This window comes from Gemella sp. GL1, from assembly GCF_013415365.1.
Classification (GTDB): domain Bacteria; phylum Bacillota; class Bacilli; order Staphylococcales; family Gemellaceae; genus Gemelliphila.
Genome location: NZ_JACBYB010000016.1, coordinates 25,008 through 42,567 on the forward strand (window position 1 = coordinate 25,008; position 17,560 = coordinate 42,567).

At 31.5% G+C, this 17,560-nt stretch carries 16 protein-coding genes and 1 riboswitch; of the genes, 3 read left to right on the top strand and 13 right to left on the bottom strand.

Going from position 1 to position 17,560, the window contains the following annotated elements; all coding sequences use genetic code 11:
- Positions 1–239: 239 nt before the first annotated feature.
- The 6 genes from HZY82_RS04585 to trhO form a co-directional block, all read right to left on the bottom strand.
- Positions 240–1,676, bottom strand: coding sequence for a 6-phospho-beta-glucosidase (locus HZY82_RS04585; protein ID WP_135156225.1), 1,437 nt, complete (start codon positions 1,674–1,676; stop codon positions 240–242).
- Between the two features lie 61 nt (positions 1,677–1,737).
- Entirely contained in the window at positions 1,738–3,159 is a 1,422-nt protein-coding gene (locus HZY82_RS04590) for a glycoside hydrolase family 1 protein (RefSeq protein WP_135156224.1), read from the bottom strand.
- Positions 3,160–3,478: 319 nt separating this feature from the next.
- Positions 3,479–4,411 carry a glutathione S-transferase family protein gene (locus HZY82_RS04595; RefSeq protein ID WP_179938839.1) on the bottom strand — a complete coding sequence of 311 codons (933 nt, stop codon included), beginning with the start codon at positions 4,409–4,411 and terminating at the stop codon, positions 3,479–3,481.
- Positions 4,412–4,515: 104 nt separating this feature from the next.
- Entirely contained in the window at positions 4,516–5,889 is a 1,374-nt protein-coding gene (locus HZY82_RS04600; RefSeq protein ID WP_179938841.1) for an amino acid permease, read from the bottom strand.
- Between the two features lie 100 nt (positions 5,890–5,989).
- On the bottom strand, positions 5,990–7,105 hold the full coding sequence (gene ald, locus HZY82_RS04605; RefSeq protein WP_135156221.1) for an alanine dehydrogenase: 1,116 nt from the start codon (positions 7,103–7,105) through the stop codon (positions 5,990–5,992).
- Positions 7,106–7,294: 189 nt separating this feature from the next.
- Positions 7,295–8,278, bottom strand: a complete 984-nt coding sequence (gene trhO / locus HZY82_RS04610) for an oxygen-dependent tRNA uridine(34) hydroxylase TrhO (RefSeq protein ID WP_135156220.1) — start codon at positions 8,276–8,278, stop codon at positions 7,295–7,297.
- A 192-nt stretch (positions 8,279–8,470) separates the two neighbouring features.
- On the opposite strand from trhO, the gene HZY82_RS04615 reads away from it, so the two are divergent.
- Both HZY82_RS04615 and HZY82_RS04620 read left to right on the top strand, forming a co-directional pair.
- Positions 8,471–8,743, top strand: coding sequence for a LysR family transcriptional regulator (locus HZY82_RS04615; RefSeq protein ID WP_179938843.1), 273 nt, complete (start codon positions 8,471–8,473; stop codon positions 8,741–8,743).
- A 5-nt stretch (positions 8,744–8,748) separates the two neighbouring features.
- On the top strand, positions 8,749–9,369 hold the full coding sequence (locus HZY82_RS04620) for a LysR substrate-binding domain-containing protein (protein ID WP_368667362.1): 621 nt from the start codon (positions 8,749–8,751) through the stop codon (positions 9,367–9,369).
- A gap of 77 nt (positions 9,370–9,446) precedes the next feature.
- Here HZY82_RS04620 and HZY82_RS04625 read toward each other — a convergent pair whose 3' ends face one another.
- Positions 9,447–10,121 (bottom strand): HAD family hydrolase, encoded by a 675-nt coding sequence (locus tag HZY82_RS04625; RefSeq protein WP_218925247.1) that lies wholly within the window; start codon positions 10,119–10,121, stop codon positions 9,447–9,449.
- A 348-nt stretch (positions 10,122–10,469) separates the two neighbouring features.
- Here HZY82_RS04625 and HZY82_RS04630 point away from each other — a divergent pair, with 348 nt between their 5' ends.
- Positions 10,470–11,045, top strand: coding sequence for a hypothetical protein (locus tag HZY82_RS04630; protein ID WP_135156217.1), 576 nt, complete (start codon positions 10,470–10,472; stop codon positions 11,043–11,045).
- An 87-nt stretch (positions 11,046–11,132) separates the two neighbouring features.
- On the opposite strand, the gene brnQ is transcribed toward HZY82_RS04630, so the two are convergent.
- From brnQ to HZY82_RS04660, 6 genes are all read right to left on the bottom strand, one after another.
- Positions 11,133–12,494 carry a branched-chain amino acid transport system II carrier protein gene (gene brnQ / locus HZY82_RS04635; RefSeq protein WP_135156216.1) on the bottom strand — a complete coding sequence of 454 codons (1,362 nt, stop codon included), beginning with the start codon at positions 12,492–12,494 and terminating at the stop codon, positions 11,133–11,135.
- Positions 12,495–12,679: 185 nt separating this feature from the next.
- Positions 12,680–13,900: an HD domain-containing protein gene (locus HZY82_RS04640; RefSeq protein ID WP_135156215.1), complete on the bottom strand. Its 1,221-nt coding sequence runs from the start codon at positions 13,898–13,900 to the stop codon at positions 12,680–12,682.
- Between the two features lie 93 nt (positions 13,901–13,993).
- Positions 13,994–15,046 carry a serine hydrolase gene (locus HZY82_RS04645; RefSeq protein ID WP_179938845.1) on the bottom strand — a complete coding sequence of 351 codons (1,053 nt, stop codon included), beginning with the start codon at positions 15,044–15,046 and terminating at the stop codon, positions 13,994–13,996.
- 83 nt (positions 15,047–15,129) lie between these two features.
- Complete coding sequence (locus HZY82_RS04650) at positions 15,130–16,362, bottom strand: L-lactate MFS transporter (protein WP_135156213.1); 1,233 nt, start codon at positions 16,360–16,362, stop codon at positions 15,130–15,132.
- A gap of 153 nt (positions 16,363–16,515) precedes the next feature.
- Positions 16,516–16,773, bottom strand: a complete 258-nt coding sequence (locus HZY82_RS04655) for a GNAT family N-acetyltransferase (RefSeq protein ID WP_167753221.1) — start codon at positions 16,771–16,773, stop codon at positions 16,516–16,518.
- A gap of 11 nt (positions 16,774–16,784) precedes the next feature.
- Positions 16,785–17,312, bottom strand: coding sequence for an NYN domain-containing protein (locus HZY82_RS04660; protein ID WP_135156211.1), 528 nt, complete (start codon positions 17,310–17,312; stop codon positions 16,785–16,787).
- Between the two features lie 97 nt (positions 17,313–17,409).
- Positions 17,410–17,514: riboswitch (TPP riboswitch) on the top strand.
- The last annotated feature ends 46 nt before the right edge of the window (positions 17,515–17,560 follow it).

Sequence of the window (17,560 nt, forward strand, 5' to 3'; positions counted from 1 at the left end):
ATAATAACATATTTAAGAGGATAAGGGTATTTATAACCTTGAAGCAATCCATCAGACTATCACAGCTAAAATTATTTTTAACAAATGTGCTCTCTCCTAAATTCCTACAAAAAACAGCTTTAACTATGTAGGAAACAAAATAAACAGAACTTTTTTCTAAATTAAAATAAAAGAGTTCCCCAAATTAAGAACCCTTTTTTATTCATTGAATTTTTATAAAGAGAAAGGACTTGAGATATCTAGTCCAAATCTCTTCCACGACTAGCAATAACTTTCTTATACCAATAAAATGATTTCTTCTTAGAACGTTTTAAACTTCCTTTTCCATTATTATCACGATCTACATAGATAAATCCATAGCGTTTTTTCATTTCTCCAGTTCCTGCTGACACTAAATCTATACATCCCCACATTGTATAACCCATTAATTCAACACCATCTTCATGAATAGCTTCATTCATGGCTTTAATATGTTCTTTTAAATAGGATATACGGTAATCATCTTCTACATGTCCATTTTCATCTGGCCTGTCAACTGCTCCTAGACCATTTTCTACTATAAACATGGGTTTTTGATACCTATCCCAAATTGTATTAAGAGTAATTCTTAAACCTAATGGATCAATTTGCCATCCCCACTCTGATTCTTCTAAATATGGATTTTTTACAGAAGCAAAGATATTTCCAGCTGTTTTTTCTTTTTCCTTTGGATCTCCTGATGCTACACGGCTTGAATAGTAAGAAAATGAAATAAAGTCTACCGTATGTTCTTTCAAAAGCTTTAGATCTTCTTCGGTCATAATAATGTTTAGACCCAATTTTTCAAATTCTTTTATGGCGTAGTTTGGATACTTTCCTCTTGATTGAACATCAATAAAGAAATAGTTTTCTCTATTCATTTTAAGTGCTTCCCAGTTATCTCGTGGATGGGCTGTGTGAGCATAGTATTGGCCAGCAGCTAACATACATCCTACCTTGTTTTCTGGGTCAATTTCATGGGCAATTTTAGTAGCTAAAGCTGAGGCTACCAATTCATGATGAGCTGCCTGATATTTAACTTGTTCTGGATTTTCTCCTTCTTCAAAGTATAGACCAGCTCCTAAGAATGGTGCATGCAAAATCATATTAATTTCATTAAATGTTAACCAGTATTTTACCAATCCTTTGTAACGAGTAAATAAAGTTGTAACTAATCTTTCATAAAATTCAATTAACTTGCGATTACGCCAACCTCCATAGTTTTTAATCAAATGCATTGGACAGTCAAAATGAGTGATTGTTACTAGAGGTTCAATGCCATATTTATGGCATTCTTTAAATACATTTTCATAAAATTCTAGACCTGCTTCATTTGCTTCTAGCTCATCTCCTTTAGGGAATATACGTGTCCAAGCAATAGACATACGATAAGTTTTAAATCCCATCTCTGCAAATAAGGCTATATCTTCTTTATAATTATGGTAAAAATCTATTGCTTCCTTAGCCGGATAAAAGTAACCCTCTTCAAAGTCAAACATTTTCTTTTTACCAGTTATTATTGGAAATCTGTCTTTTCCAATTGGTACAAGGTCAACATTAGCTAAACCTCTACCTCCTATATTATATGCTCCTTCACACTGATTTGCAGCTGTTGCTCCTCCCCATAAAAAATTCTTTGGAAATTCTTTTTTCACCATATTCTTCTCCTCTTTTCATTAGTCCTATTTTATTTACTATTTTAAGATAATATATTGATAGTTATTTTTTTAACAATGATGCTCCGTTTGATTCAATAACTTCTTTATACCAGTAGAATGATTTTTTCCTGTATCTATTTAAAGTTCCTCTTCCATCATCATTTCTATCAACATATATATATCCATAACGCTTACTTAATTCTGCTGTTGATGCCGATACTAGATCTATACACCCCCAAGATGTGTATCCCATTACTTCAACCCCATCTTCAATAGCTTCATACACTTGTTCTAGATGTTTTTGTAAGTAATCAATACGGTAGTCATCTTCTACTGTCGGTCCATCAGGACCATCGACTAATACATCTTTAGCACCTAAGCCATTTTCAACAATAAATAGCGGGATTTGGTAACGGTCATAGAAATCATTTAATACTAGACGTAATCCTACTGGGTCAATTTGCCATCCCCACTCAGATGCTTCTAGATAAGGATTAGTAATACCTCCTAATATATTACCTTTTCCCGATAAATATTCTTCTGGATTATGGGCTTGTGCTACACTCATATAGTAAGAAAATGATACAAAGTCAACTGTGTGCTCTGCCAATAATTCTTTATCTCCTGGTGCGAATTGAATCTCTATATTGTTTTCCTTGAAGAAACGTTTGATGTAGTTTGGATATTTTCCACGAACATGAATATCAGAGAATAAGTAGTTTTGATTTTCAAATTGTCGAGCAGCTAGAACATCTAATGGATTAGATGTCATAGCATAGGCCGGCATAGCTAATACCATACAACCTATCTTAAAGTCTGGATTAATTTCATGACCTACTTTTGTAGCTAAGGCAGAAGCTACTAATTCGTGATGTACTGCTTGGTAGAGATCTTGCTTAGATAATTCTTTTGGATCTGTCTTGATTCCACCACTCATAAAAGGTAGGTGTAATACAGAATTTACTTCATTAAATGTTAGCCAGTATTTTACCTTATTTTTATAACGTTCAAATACTGTTCGAGTATATCTTTCATAAAATTCAATAAGTTTTCTATTGGCCCATCCATTATATTCCCTAGCTAGATGCAGAGGAGTTTCATAGTGAGATAGAGTTACTAATGGCTCAATATTGTACTTAGCCAATTCATCAAATACATCATCGTAAAATTGAAGACCTGCTTCATTTGGCTCTTCTTCATCACCCTTTGGAAAAATACGAGACCAAGCAATAGATAGACGAAAGACCTTATAACCCATCTCTGCCAACAATTTAATATCTTCTTTGTATCGATTATAGAAATCGATTCCTACTAGTTTTAAATTATCTTCTGTTGGAACTTCTGCAATAGGACCGAAACCACCTTTAGGTGTAACATCTTGTACACTCAATCCTTTACCATCTACATTATATGCTCCTTCTAGCTGATTAGCAGCCGTAGCTCCTCCCCATAAAAAATTTTTTGGAAATTGTTTAGTAGTCATTTTAAGATCTCCTTTTATATTTTTTCTTTATTTCTAAGTTAGATTTATTACTTCTACTGAGTTGGGTTTCATACTGAAAGTAATTAGAAAAAACCTAGACAAATACAACAAAATAACATACTCTTAGTAAGAAAAATTTTGTTTTCGCATTTATCTAGGTTTTGCCTGCTTGACCAGTAACAACCCTTAGTTACTTATAATTATAAAACAAGAATCTTAAAAATGCAATCACTTTCTTTTATTATTTATAATCATAAAAAAACACTTCATTTCCACTTATGAAAATGAAGCATTTTTTATTTAATTCCTAAGCTGACTTTTATATTTTCCAATCTAGTTCTGGACCTTTTGGAACAATTCCTGTTGGGTTTATAGTTTTATGACTACCATAATAATGTGCTTTAATATGGTTAAAGTTTACTGTATCCTTAATAGCTTCCTTGTTGTAAATTCTTCTAGTGTATGCCCATAAATTTTTATAATCTTTCAGTTGTCTAATGTTGCACTTGAAGTGTCCAAAGTAAACTGGATCGAATCTTACCAAGGTTGTGAACAATCTAATATCCGCTTCTGTAAATGTATTTCCTACTAGATATTCTTTTCCTTCTAATCTTTCTTCTAATTTGTCTAAAGCAGAGAATAATTTATCAACTTCTTCTTCATATACATCTTGAGCTGTTGAGAATCCTACTTTGTATACTCCATTGTTAATATTGTTATAAACAAATCTATTAACTTCATCAATTTCAGCACGTAAACTTTCTGGATAATAATCTTCTGTATTTCCTGTTAAGTGATTAAATGCTGTATTCATAATTCTAATAATTTCTGCTGATTCATTGTTTACAATAGTATTAGTTTTTTTGTCGAAAAGAATTGGTACTGTAACTCTTCCTGAATAAGTTTCCTCTACATTTGTATAAACCTGATGTAAATAAGAAGCATTAAAAATTGGATCTTTTACTACCCCTTCATGATCTTCAAAAGTCCAACCATTCTCTAACATATAAGGGTTCACTATAGATAGACTAATATAATTTTCTAATCCTTTTAGTTTTCTAACAATTAAAGTTCTATGAGCCCAAGGACAAGCTAGTGAAACATAAAGATGATATCTTCCCTTTTCTGGCTCATATTTTCCACCTTCTTCTATCGTGTTTCTAAACTGAGCAACAGTTCTAATAAAACGTCCACCACTAGACTTTGTATCGTACCACTTATCTAGCCATTTTCCATCTACTAATAATCCCATAATATAATCTCCTTAAATTTAATTACTAATTAGTAATAGTTTATATACTTTCATCCACTTTAGCAAGAAATTTGACCTAAAAAAAGTAGTGGGAAACCACTACTTTATTTCTCTTTACTATTTTTTATAGAATAGGTAAAGTATATACTTAATCCTATTAATAGCCATACTAGAGTTATCATCCAAGTTGTAGCTGTAACACTAGTAGTCAATAAAATTCCAAATATAATTATTGCTAATATAGGAATTAATGGCATAGCTGGGACTTTGAAGCCTCTATTAACCTCAGGATGAGTTTTTCTAAATTTAAGTGTTGCATAGGCTACTAACATAAAAGCGATCATAGATGCTACGTTTGCTATTTCTGATAATTGACCTAATGGTAGGAAACCTGCAAATACCGCTGTTAATAATCCTACTAACCAAGTCAATAAATTGGGAACTTGATTTTTATTAACCTTAGCTAAAGTTTTAGGTAATAAGCCATCTCTAGCCATAGTAAAAGCGATCCTTACAGCTGCATAGATAAATGACAGTACCCCCGCAGTTAGACCCAAGGTTGCTCCTAAAGATATAAGACTGGCTACTTTAGTCTGACCTACTTGATTTAGTACATATACCAAAGCATTACCTTTTCCTAATGTATCATAAGGAACTACTCCCGTTAATACCAAACATACTAAAATATACATTATTGTACATACCAACATTGTTATAAGAATGGCTTTAGGTAAAGTTTTTTGTGGATTAATAACTTCTTCTGCTGCTGTAGAAATTGCGTCTAATCCTAAATAAGCAAAAAATACTGTTGTTGCTCCTAACATTACTCCTCCAACTCCAGTTGGGGCAAAGTTATTTGTCCAATTCTCTATATTAATATAGTAAGATCCTACAGATATAAATAATAAAACTATTCCTATTTTAATTACTGCTAAAATATTATTCAGTGCCTTACTTTCACTAGTTCCTCTAGTTAAAATTATTGTTAGTAATAATATAACTATTACTGCCGGAATATTACCTATTCCTCCCTCATTAGGTATACTAGTAAATTTTTCAGGTAAACTAATTCCAATACTAGATAGGAATGAATTAAAGTAATTCGACCATCCATTAGATACTGCTGCTGCAGTTAAAATATATCCACCCAATAATACCCAAGCTACTACATAGGCTATAATCTCACCCAAGGCAACGTACATATAAGTGTATGTTGATCCACTAGATGGTACTGCTGATGCCATTTCTGCATAACACAGGGCTACGATTGTACAAGCTAATCCTGCTAATAAGAATGAAAATATTACTGCTGGTCCTGCACTTGCTGATGCAACTCCAGTTAAAACCATTACTCCCGACCCTACTATAGCTGCTATCCCAAAGAGTACTAAGTCCAGAGTTTTCATAGTAGGCTTAAAAACTTTATTCTTATTTTCTTCTAATATTCTTACAAGTGATTTTTTCCTAAAAATACTCATAATTCTACTCCTTATTTACAAATAAATACCTATATTCTAGAAAAAATTTTCTGAAATATAGGTATTTAAACTATTAATTTATTTCAACTAACATTTCAGATTATAATATATCTTTTAATGCTACATAATCAAATCCTAAATCTTCAGCTACTGCTTTATATGTAACTGCACCTGCATGCGTGTTTACTCCACCTTCCAATTCTGGGAATCTTTCTATTGCTTTTTCTAAACCAAGATTTGCGATTATTTTAATGTATCTAGATGTTGCATTACATAAAGCATAAGATGATGTGATTGGAACTGCTCCTGGTATGTTAGCTACTGAGTAGTGTAATACTCCATCTTCCACGAAGATTGGTTCATCATGAGTCGTAGGACGTCCTTCTGTGTGCTCTGTAGATCCTCCTTGATCGATAGCTACGTCAACTATTACACTTCCATCTTCCATTGAAGCAACCATTTCTTTTGTGATTAACTTAGGTGCTTTAGCTCCTGGAATTAAAACTGTACTTATTACTAAATCAGCATCTTTTACACTGTTAGCAATATTTAATTTAGTAGAGTATAGTGTTTCTATATCACGACCAAATTGATTTGATAATTCTGTTAATCTATCAATATTTACATCTAGTAAAGTTACATTTGCTCCTAATCCTACTGCTGCACTTGCTGCAGCAGTACCTGCAATACCTGCTCCTACAATAACTACTTTTCCTACTTTAACACCAGGTACTCCTTGGATTAGTAGACCTTTTCCTCCATGCGGTTTAGTTAGGAATCTAACTCCCTCTTGAACAGCCATTCTTCCAGCAACTTCACTCATTGGTCTAAGAAGTGGTAATCCTCTTCCAACTCTTACAGTTTCAAAAGCAATACCTGTAACTTTTTTATCAACTAATGCTTTAGTTAAGTGTGGCTCGGCGGCTAGATGTAAATAAGTGTAGATTAATTGCCCTTCTTTAAAGTATTTATATTCAGATTCTAACGGCTCTTTTACTTTATAAATTAATTCTGCCTTTTCCCAAACCTCTGCTGCTGTATCTAATATGATTGCTCCTGCTTCCGCATATTCTGAATCATTGATTCCTGATCCAAGTCCAGCACCTTTCTCAACATATACAGTGTGCCCATCTGCAACAAGCTCTTGTACAATTCCAGGTACAGCTGATACTCTATTTTCATTATTTTTAACTTCTTTTGGTACTCCTATAATCATAAGGGGTTCCTCCTTTAATTTTTTATACTCATATTGTAACACCACACCAAGCTTTTGTAAACCTTTTCTGCGATTGAAGTTTTCTATGATTAGCGTATTATTTATAGGTAAAATCTATATATTATATTTCTATATTTTTTAATTTTTGAAAAGAAAAAAAAGCAGGCCATAAGGCTGCTTTTTAAAAAATTATGCATTTTCTTTTGCTAGGCTTTCACCTATAGCCGCTAAACGTGCTTCCCACTCCTCATGGGTCAATCCATGCTCTGAGACATAGCGGTTTCTCGCATGAGCACGGCATTCTGCTGAACATCCTCTTACATATTTTGCTTCGTTCTCTTCAGAACATAATATTTGTTCATTACAGAATGGATTAGCACAATTAACATAGCGTTCACATGGACTTCCATCAAAATGGTCACGTCCTACTACTGTTGGATTAACACGGTTTACCGGTACTGAGATACGGTCGTCGAACACATACATAGCACCGTCCCATAATTCTCCCCTTACTTCAGGATCTTTACCATAATTTACGATCCCACCATGTAGTTGTCCAACATCTTTAAAACCTTCACGAACCATCCATCCAGAGAATTTTTCACAACGAACACCTCCTGTGCAATAAACGACTACACGTTTGTCCATGAATTTTTCTTTGTTATCACGAACCCATTGTGGTAGTTCACGGAAGTTACGAATGTCCGGACGAATTGCTCCGCGGAAGTGTCCTAGGTCATACTCATAATCATTACGAGTATCTAGAACAACTGTGTTTTCATCTAACAATGCTTCTTTGAATTGTTTTGGATTTAAGTATTCTCCTGTAATTTCAAGTGGATTAATATCACTATCAAAGTTATTATTCTCTAAACCTAAATGAACAATCTCTTTTTTATAACGTACAAACATTTTACGGAAAGCATTTTGATTTTCTTCATCAATCTTGAACCAAAGGTCTGCAAAACGCTCATCTGAATGTACCCAATCCATGTATTTTTGTGTAGTCTCATAATCTCCAGAAACCGTACCGTTGATTCCTTCATCAGCAATCAAAATACGACCTTTAAGACCAATTGACTTACAGAAATCTAAGTGTTCCTTTGCATATTCTTCTGCATTTTCAATAGGAACATACTTGTAGTATAATAATACTCTTATTTTATCTGACATGTCCGTCTTCTCCTTATCTTTGCAATAGACTTGATTGACACTACAATCACTATATATTATAAGTCTAAACTCCCAATTTTACAAGCTTTTCATAAAAAATATTACTAAAATTTTTATTTTACTTTAGGACTATAGATTTTTTTACAAGTTTAGGTTATAATTTACCTAACTCACAGAAAGGGCTTACTAATTATGAATTTATTTCATTTAAAATATTTTTTAAAATTAGCAGAACTTGAACATTATACTTTAGCAGCTAAGGAACTCAACATAACTCAACCTAGTCTAAGCCATGCTATATCTACTCTAGAAGAAACTATGCAAGTTAAACTTTTTGAAAAAAAAGGTAGAAATATTACTTTGACAAAAGCTGGAAAACTTTTCTATTCTATGGTTAGTGTTTCTATAAATAATATCGATGAAGCTGCAGAATATGTAAAAAAATACACGATGGACATGGAATAATTAATATTGGTTTTTTACGAACTTTAGGTGCTGTTACCGTACCTACTTTATGCAGACAATTTTTAGAAGAAAATCCTAAGAGGTCTATAGATTATAATCTAGATGCCGGTAACTCTTATGAATTGATTAGTGGATTAAAAACTGGGCAATATGATCTTATTATTACTTCTGAACTTGAATATAATCATAATATAGAATTTATTCCTTTTGGTGAGCATGAGCTATTACTCATTGTTTCAAAAAATCATGAATTAGCCAAGTATAAATCTGTTTCCATAGAAGAAATTGTAAACTTTGATTTTATTGCTTACAAAAATAATACTGAACTACACAGAGTAATTACCCCAAATTTTGAGAGAATAAATAAGTTTCCTTTTATAAAATTTGTAGCTGAAGAAGAACCAATTATCGCTGGACTTGTAGCTCAAAACTTCGGAATAGCTATTGTTCCAGATACTCCTATCCTTGATAGTTTAGATATTGTTAAAATAAAAATTAACGATATGAAACAAAATAGACTTTACTATATTGCTCACTTAAAAAATAAACTGCAACCTCCACTTATAAGTGATTTCATTGACTACGCCAGTACTCATAATTTTTCTAAATATATTAAATTTTATTAAAGAAACACAGATTTTAAAAATCTGTGTTTCTTAGTCTTATTTTTGTATAAAAATCTATAAATTATAATTTATAAGATCTATCTAAGCTCTGTCTTTTCGTCATTCTCTTCTAATAAGTCTATAACTTGTCCTAAATTATCTAGTATTCTATAAGCTATTGTCTTAGTATATTCATCTGGACCTACCGAATCAGGTATCATAATTGCTTTAGCTCCCGCCTTATAAGCTGCCTCCATTCCAAATAAGGAATCTTCCAATACTAGGCAATCCTTTGGATCCATACCTAATCTTTTGGCTGCTAGTAAGAAAACATCTGGTGCAGGCTTTCCATTTTCAACTTCCTCTCCTGATGCTACTATATCAATATATTTTTTTACACCTGTTTTCTCTAGATTATTATTTATATGGTGTAAATCTGATGAAGAAGCCACTGCAATCTTATAATTATTATTTTTCAGATAGATTAGTAAATCTTCTAAATAGGGCATCTTATCTGGACCACTAGTGAATAATATATCCTCTAAGAATTCATAGTGATCATCTACCAATTTTCGACCGTCTACTCCCCTATCTTTAAAATATTCTTCATAAAAACTATAGATAGCCTCTGGTTTATATCCTAAAACAAGATGGGTTTCCTCAACAGACATTTGATAATCTTGCTTTTTTGCCATCTCTATAAGTGCTCTTGTTGCAAGGGACTCAGTATCAAACATTAGTCCATCCATATCAAATAATACTGCTTTTAACATAATTAATACTCCTTATACCTACTATAATTTAAATCTATTATATAAAATAAAAAGGCAAACTACAAAAATATTATAGTGTAGTAGCATTCATAAAAATTAATAGCTACTTTTTCTAAAAATAGAAAAACCCTTTACTATTTAATTTTTAATTTTATTCAAAATAAAAATTGGACATACCTCTATAAATTACTCAAACATTTATAATTTTTCCCGGTATATAAAGATTTATTAAATAATTCATTCTCCTTATATTCACTTTATTTTAATACTTCAGTAACACTTTAGAAAAGTCTATTTCATATTAGTGTGTTATAATTATATTTAAATAATATTAAGTGAGGTCTTATTATGAAATTAAAAAATATAGTATTAGCTGGATTAGGAGTCTTAGTAGCTAAGTATTACATGGATAAACCAGAGAAATTTAACGAACATAAAAAATTGGCTAAAGAAAAATTAAATCAATCTCTTCAATATTCACAATTTATTATGAATTATAGTCAAAAAAATGGACTAACCTCTTCATTTGAATATGTAAAAAATGACGTAAATAAATTAGTTCAAAAAGGACTTGATAAGGTTACTTCAGATTCTGAAGGCCCCCTACACTACGGTAAGCAATTATTAAGTGATAGAGATAAGGTAAGAGAAAACTTTGACCAATTAAAAGAAAAAGGGGCTGAATTAGGAAGTAAAGTTAGTGATGCCTCTAAAGTAATTAAAGAAGAAGTTACTCCATTGGTAGATAACTATAAAGTGAATTTACAAGATTCTCTTACTAAAATCAAAGATAAAACATCTAAAATACAATCTGATTTAGCAGAATCTAATGTTGCTGAAAAAATTTCTAGTTTTTCTACAACTACTAAAGATAAATTAAATGAAGTAAAAAGTAAAATTGAAGAAATAAAAAGTAAAAAATAAAACTTTAAATACCTAGCACTATAGTCCTAGGTATTTTTATTTAACTAAAAAAAGACTTGATTTTAAAATCAAGTCTTTGATAACTAATTATTTTTTAAATGCTGCATATACATGTCCTAAAACAAAACCTGCTAATGAGAATACTAGCCATGATAATGAATAAGCACCTAGTGGCAAGTTAGCAAAAAAGTTTGCTACTGATTCAGAAACTGTAAACCATTTAGTCATTGCTGCGAATGTAGAAATACCATCATACAATGCTGGTACTACTGTTAATAATGTTGTAAATACAAACACAGGCTTTTTCTTAGTTACGAATGTCAAAGCAATTAATACAACTGTTAATGGGTATAATAACATAAGAACCGGTACTGACCACTTGATAATTTCTGATAATCCTCCGAAGTATAGTAAAGTAGATACTGCTGTAAATACTGGTGCCCATACTTTATAAGATACAGATGGTAGTAATTTATTAAAGTATTCTGAACATGCAATTACTAGTCCTGTAGAAGTAGTTAAACATGCTAAGATAACAACTGCTGCCAATACAGCTTGTCCAAATGAACCTAAAAAGTATTCTGATGTTAAAGCAAGTACTATCCCCCCAGATTCAACAGCTTTATCAGCGTACATTAAAGCTCCATCTTGAACAGTGAATAAATGTTGAGATATAGCACCAATTCTAGCTACAAACACATAAACTAAGGCTAATAATACAACTGCAATCAAACCTGATTTAAGAGTTGCTGCTGCAACCTCTGAATTTTTCTTAAGTCCTACTGCCTTAACTGCATTAACTACAATGATCGCAAAGGCTAATGATGCTAGAGCATCCATTGTTCCATAACCTTGGATTAGCCCTGCTACAAATGGCGCCTCCACAAATGCATTTCCTGCACCTTTACCTGCGTTAAGCACTTCTCCATAGTTTGCCCCACCTTTTACAAATGATGCGGCTACTAATACAACAATAACAGCGATTAATGCTGGTGTTAAAATTTTCCCTACACGATCAACAACTTTTCCTGGATTAACTGCCAAGAAATAAGTTAATCCGAAGAATAAAGCTGCATAAGCAACTTTGACTGCTTGTGACTCACCAAATAATGGAGCAACACCTATATCATAAGAAGTTGCTCCTGTACGTGGAATAGCAAATAATGGCCCAATTGCTAAGTATAGAGCTACTGCAAAGAACATTCCATATTTTTTAGATACTTGACCTGCGAATTCTGCTACATCTGATTTTCCTGACCTAGCTACTGCAGCAATTCCTAATAATGGAAGAGTTACCCCTGTAATACAAAATCCTAATATTGCTAACCATACATTAGATCCTGAATAGGCTCCTAGAAAGGCTGGGAAAATTAAGTTTCCTGCTCCGAAGAATAGAGCGAATAACATTAACCCTACTGCAAGATAGGGACTTTTAAATAATTTTGACATGATATGTCCTCCTAATCAATCATTGTATATTAAATTATATAAATACATAAATTTTATATTTAATAGGATAATATATTTTCCTATAAAAGTCAATACTTTTTTTAATTTATTCGACAATTGTCAGAAAAAGTTTCCCAAAAGATAATTTTATTTCTTAAAAAATAAAAAGATAGAAATTTCTATCTTTAAATCTTTGGAAAAAATATTGTCCCCTCTTTTTTTATTTCTCCCTTACTTATTGAATTAACTATCGTAGATGCTTTTTCTAATTCTAAAATAGTTCCATCTTTTCTTATTATTAAAATTTTTTGCCCTGTAAAAGGAGAATAAGTACTAGCTGTTATACTTTCCTTTCTTAAGTAGTATGTAGGATCGTATCCCTTTTCCACTAATTCTTTTTTTAGTTTTTCAAATTTTTCTTCTGTATAATCTTCATATTCAAATAAATCTCTATTTATAAGTCTAGAAGCCAAGTCAGCAGCAATCTCATCATTTTTATGTTGAATTATGTTCCAATAATATTGAAGTGCCGCTTCATCTAATCGGAAATATTCTTCCTCATCTATTTCTTTATTTTCTAAAAACGGCAACAAATATGGTAGATCCTTAAAAAAGGATTTATTTTCTTTGTGTATATCTTTCAATCTACTGAAAAATTTTATAAATAAGGCTTCATATGCCCTTGCTACTGGATGATAGTATACTTGCCAATACATTTGATACCTAGCCATAATATAATCTTCTACACTATGTATTCCCGACTCTTTTATCACCAAATATTTTTTACCATCATCATGCTCTCTTACTCTAAGCGTTCGTAATATTCTTTCTAAATCAAATTGTCCATAGCTTGTTGCTGAATAATAAGAATCTCTAAGTAAATAATCCATTCTATCTGCATCTAGCTGAGCCGATACAATTTGATTTAATAAATCATTTACATGTTTATGTTGAATTATACTCACTACTTCTTTAGCTAATGTTCTCGAAACTTTTGATAATATTGCATTTATTTCTGTATTACCTAAGATTATTTTAGCTGTATAATCTTCATGGTTGATTCCTGTGACTTGTTCAAATGCATGTGAAAATGGACCATGACCTACATCATGTAATAATCCTGCAAGCATGACAGCTACCTTATCTTTTTCACTTAGTTCTTCTGATAAAGATGCTATCTCTGTAACCATGCGCCTAACTATTTCATAAACCCCTAAGGAATGCGTGAATCTTGTATGCTCTGCTGATGGATATACTTGGAAATCTCCTCCTAATTGCTTAATTCTCCTTAATCTTTGAAACTCTTTGGAATCTATCGCTTCCCAAATCACTTTATATTCTATATTAATATAACCATGTATAGGATCTCTTATTACTTTTCTTTCCGTTAACCTTTCTAAAACCATAGAAATCCCTCCTTCATCTACTTTCCTTCATTATAAGCCTTTTCATTGTTTTGTCAATAAAAAAGCAAGAGAAATATTCCCTTGCATTCTTTATTAATTTTTATTAACTCTATGCCATTGATTTACTACATAAGTTAATTTTGTTAATACTGATAATCCTTCTAAATCTATCTCAATTGTATTTTCATTAGAACCTCCCAAATATCTAGTATAAATAGCTACTAGGTAAGGCTTTTCCTCATAAACTATTGCAGATACATTGATCGCTTCTTTAGAAAAACCTGGTTTTTGAATTATCCTTAACCCTGGTAAATATTTTTTATAATAGTCATTAGGAAATGATTCTTCTACATATTTTATTATCTCCGAATATCTTTCTTGATTATTATACAGGTATTCTAGTACTTGTATATAATAATCTGTCGTTGTATAGTTTGTAGGATTTTCTAAACTAAATGTTTTTATTTCTGATTTTTCAGAATAACCATATTTTGAAAATTGTGAATATGCGGATTCGTATCCTCCTAACAACTCAGCCATCTTATATGCTGGTGTATTTTCAGAATACATTAGAGCATACTCCCACATATCCGATATCTTCATAGCTCCCGAAAATTGTTTCATGTAAGCTAAATGTTCGCTTGCAAGCTCAAATCCCGTTTCGGAAATGTCATATCTTTCATCCATGGATAGTTGTCCTGCGTCAACTTTATCTTTAATAAGCATAGCTAGAGGTAATTTATATGTTGATCCTGCTCTCATTGCCTGTGTTTCATTATATGAGATTAATTCTCCACTTGTTATATCTTTATAGGAAATTGCGATTTGTCCTTCTTCAATACCTTGTTCTTTCATAAACTCTTTAACAACTTCTTCCAAAGAAAGATTGGCATAGTCATAATATAATCCATAAGATGACATTAAAGCAGTCTCTGCTGCCATGACTTTTTCTTTATCTGCCTGTGATTTAGTAGACAGTGTATTTGCCTCTGTTGTTTGCCTACTTTCTAAAGTAGTACTAGCAATCTCCTCACCATGCACTATCTCAGTAAATTTTCCTCTATAACTATCGTACGGTGTTTTTGAAAAATAAGCACCCAATGCTAAAATAATTAAAGATAATAATCCCTTAAATAAAGTTCTCATTATATTTTAAATCTCCACAATAAATTTTTATTTTAACCATTATAACATATTTCCACAATAAATGTAGTTAAAAAACGAATTCATTATGAATTCGTTTTAAATGATTTATTTTTAAGTGATTTTCTTAATCTCAATGCTACTCCTAAAGCCAACATGTACATGGTAATATATACAATTAAGGTTGTAGTATATGATTTAGACATTTCATAAGCAACTGAAAGTACCATAGGTCCAGCTAAGGCCGCCATTGCCCAGGCAGTAAGAATATAACCATGTATAGCTGACAACTCTCTATCCCCAAACACATCACTCAAATATGGGGGAATCAAAGAAAATCCTGCTCCATAGCATGTCATAAGTAAGGACATAGCTATTATAAACATTGTTTGGCCGGTAAATGATATTAGTGATAAAGACATCAATATATTTATAACAAATAATAGAGAAAAAGTTACAGGTCTTCCAATATAATCTGAAACTGATGCCCAGAATAAACGACCTACTCCATTGAATATTCCAATAACACCTACTATTACTGCAGCTTTTTCAGCTGTCATTCCTGTCATTTCTTGAGCCATGGGAGATACCACTGATAAAATCCCTAACCCGCACGCAATATTAATAAAGAAAATTAACCAAAGAACATAGAACTCCCTTGTTTTTAAAGCATCGTTAGCTAAGATTCCTGAATTAAAATCCTTTGATTTAACTTTTTTAGAATTTTTAGAAAGTTCTTGAAATTCCTCATCTGTTGGTTTTCTTAAAAACTGAGACACTACTATCATAATAATAAAATACACTACCGATAGAATATAAAATGTTTTCTCCACTCCTTGTGTTTTAATAAGATTTTGTGCTATTGGACTAGTTAATAATGCTGCAAATCCAAATCCCATAATTGCTATACCTGTCGCTAATCCTCTCTTATCAGGGAACCACTTCATAATCATAGATACTGGTGTAATATATCCTGCACCTAAGCCTAAGCCTCCAATAATACCGTAACCTAAATAGAGCATCCATAATTCTTTTTGGTCTATAGCAAAAGCACTAATAAAATGTCCTAAGGGATAAAAAATAGCTGCAATTGTACCTGTAAATCTAGGACCAAATTTTTCTACCAAACGCCCCATAAAAGCCGCAGATAAACCTAAACAAAAGATTGCTAGTGAAAAAGTAAAAGCTACTGACGACTGACTGAAACCTGTGTCTTTCATTATTGGATTTCTATACACACTCCAAGCATAAGCAGAACCCAAAACTAAGTGTAAAATAACACCACAAGCTGCAATAAAATAACGATTATTCGATTTCATTCAAACTCCTCTACTGTTAATTAATAGTTTATATTAATATATTAACATAATCGTATTCATTTTACAAACTATAAAAAAGGGAATATATTTTAATCACATATAAACCGAACTTTAGTTTTATTTTTTGTAAATTTTTGCAAAAAATAAGTGTTTTTACCGCACATTCGATAACCAAGACTTGGCATAAGAACATGTAGCATCTAAGATAATCTTATTTTCTTTAGCATATTGATATAAATATTCCATCATTTTACTAGCAAGTCCTTGTCCCCTGTATTCTTCAGAAACAAATACTTTTATAATAGTATTTGTTCCTAGAATATTCTTAGGAAACATTATGTAGGCCTTTGCTTCATACTCATTAGGACCCAAATATAAAAAATCTTCTTCCTTATTAATTTTAAATTCCATAATCATACTCCTTAAAACTTTTTTCCATTATGTAGAAAATCTTGTAATTTTTTCCTGTCCTTATTAGAAATCCTTATATATCTATTTACTAATTTTTCTTGATTATGTTTTTTAGCAACTTTTGAAATCTGTTCTTTTCTTTCATATAGATCTTTTATAAATCTGTGACAGTCTCTAAGAATAGCACCATAACCCAGAGCTGAATCTCTTTCATGCCTATCATCACTAACAACTATAACATCGACAAAATGCTCTATATATAAATCTCTTACTTTTCTTTCAATCCAAGAGTCTGCTTTTTCTCCAGTTTTTGTATAAACTATATAGATAGGATTTTCATCTTTTATATATTCTTTCCCACGAGATAAATAGGCATCAAAAACACAATAAACTTCATAATTGTTTCCAGATGCATATTCTTTTAAGATATCAATAAGGATATCTCTTTGTGTTGAGAATGTTGAAGCTTTGATTTTACCATATTCCTGCATTTTGAATAAAAGATTATATCCATCAATTATCATATATTGTTTTTTCATACACATAACTCCTCTCTCAAGTTTTATTATAGCATAAACTCATTTATTATTACTTATTTAAAACATTTTAATTGTTAATGCTTTCAACATATGCTATACTATATTTAACGGGAGTCTGTTTGACAGTCTGAGAGGAAACTTATAGTTTCGACCGAACCTGATTTGGGTAATGCCAGCGTAGGGAATAATTGGTCATAATTAGATTAGAATAGACTTTCGAATAATCTACATTGTAGTTTGTACGGAGG

Coding starts and splice junctions, on each gene's coding strand:
- HZY82_RS04585 (WP_135156225.1), bottom strand. CDS start 1,676: ATGGTGAAAAAAGAATTTCCAAAGAATTTTTTATGGGGAGGAGCAACA.
- HZY82_RS04590 (WP_135156224.1), bottom strand. CDS start 3,159: ATGACTACTAAACAATTTCCAAAAAATTTTTTATGGGGAGGAGCTACG.
- HZY82_RS04595 (WP_179938839.1), bottom strand. CDS start 4,411: ATGGGATTATTAGTAGATGGAAAATGGCTAGATAAGTGGTACGATACA.
- HZY82_RS04600 (WP_179938841.1), bottom strand. CDS start 5,889: ATGAGTATTTTTAGGAAAAAATCACTTGTAAGAATATTAGAAGAAAAT.
- ald (WP_135156221.1), bottom strand. CDS start 7,105: ATGATTATAGGAGTACCAAAAGAAGTTAAAAATAATGAAAATAGAGTA.
- trhO (WP_135156220.1), bottom strand. CDS start 8,278: ATGTCAGATAAAATAAGAGTATTATTATACTACAAGTATGTTCCTATT.
- HZY82_RS04615 (WP_179938843.1), top strand. CDS start 8,471: ATGAATTTATTTCATTTAAAATATTTTTTAAAATTAGCAGAACTTGAA.
- HZY82_RS04625 (WP_218925247.1), bottom strand. CDS start 10,121: ATGTTAAAAGCAGTATTATTTGATATGGATGGACTAATGTTTGATACT.
- HZY82_RS04630 (WP_135156217.1), top strand. CDS start 10,470: ATGAAATTAAAAAATATAGTATTAGCTGGATTAGGAGTCTTAGTAGCT.
- brnQ (WP_135156216.1), bottom strand. CDS start 12,494: ATGTCAAAATTATTTAAAAGTCCCTATCTTGCAGTAGGGTTAATGTTA.
- HZY82_RS04640 (WP_135156215.1), bottom strand. CDS start 13,900: ATGGTTTTAGAAAGGTTAACGGAAAGAAAAGTAATAAGAGATCCTATA.
- HZY82_RS04645 (WP_179938845.1), bottom strand. CDS start 15,046: ATGAGAACTTTATTTAAGGGATTATTATCTTTAATTATTTTAGCATTG.
- HZY82_RS04650 (WP_135156213.1), bottom strand. CDS start 16,362: ATGAAATCGAATAATCGTTATTTTATTGCAGCTTGTGGTGTTATTTTA.
- HZY82_RS04655 (WP_167753221.1), bottom strand. CDS start 16,773: ATGGAATTTAAAATTAATAAGGAAGAAGATTTTTTATATTTGGGTCCT.
- HZY82_RS04660 (WP_135156211.1), bottom strand. CDS start 17,312: ATGAAAAAACAATATATGATAATTGATGGATATAATCTTTTATTCAAA.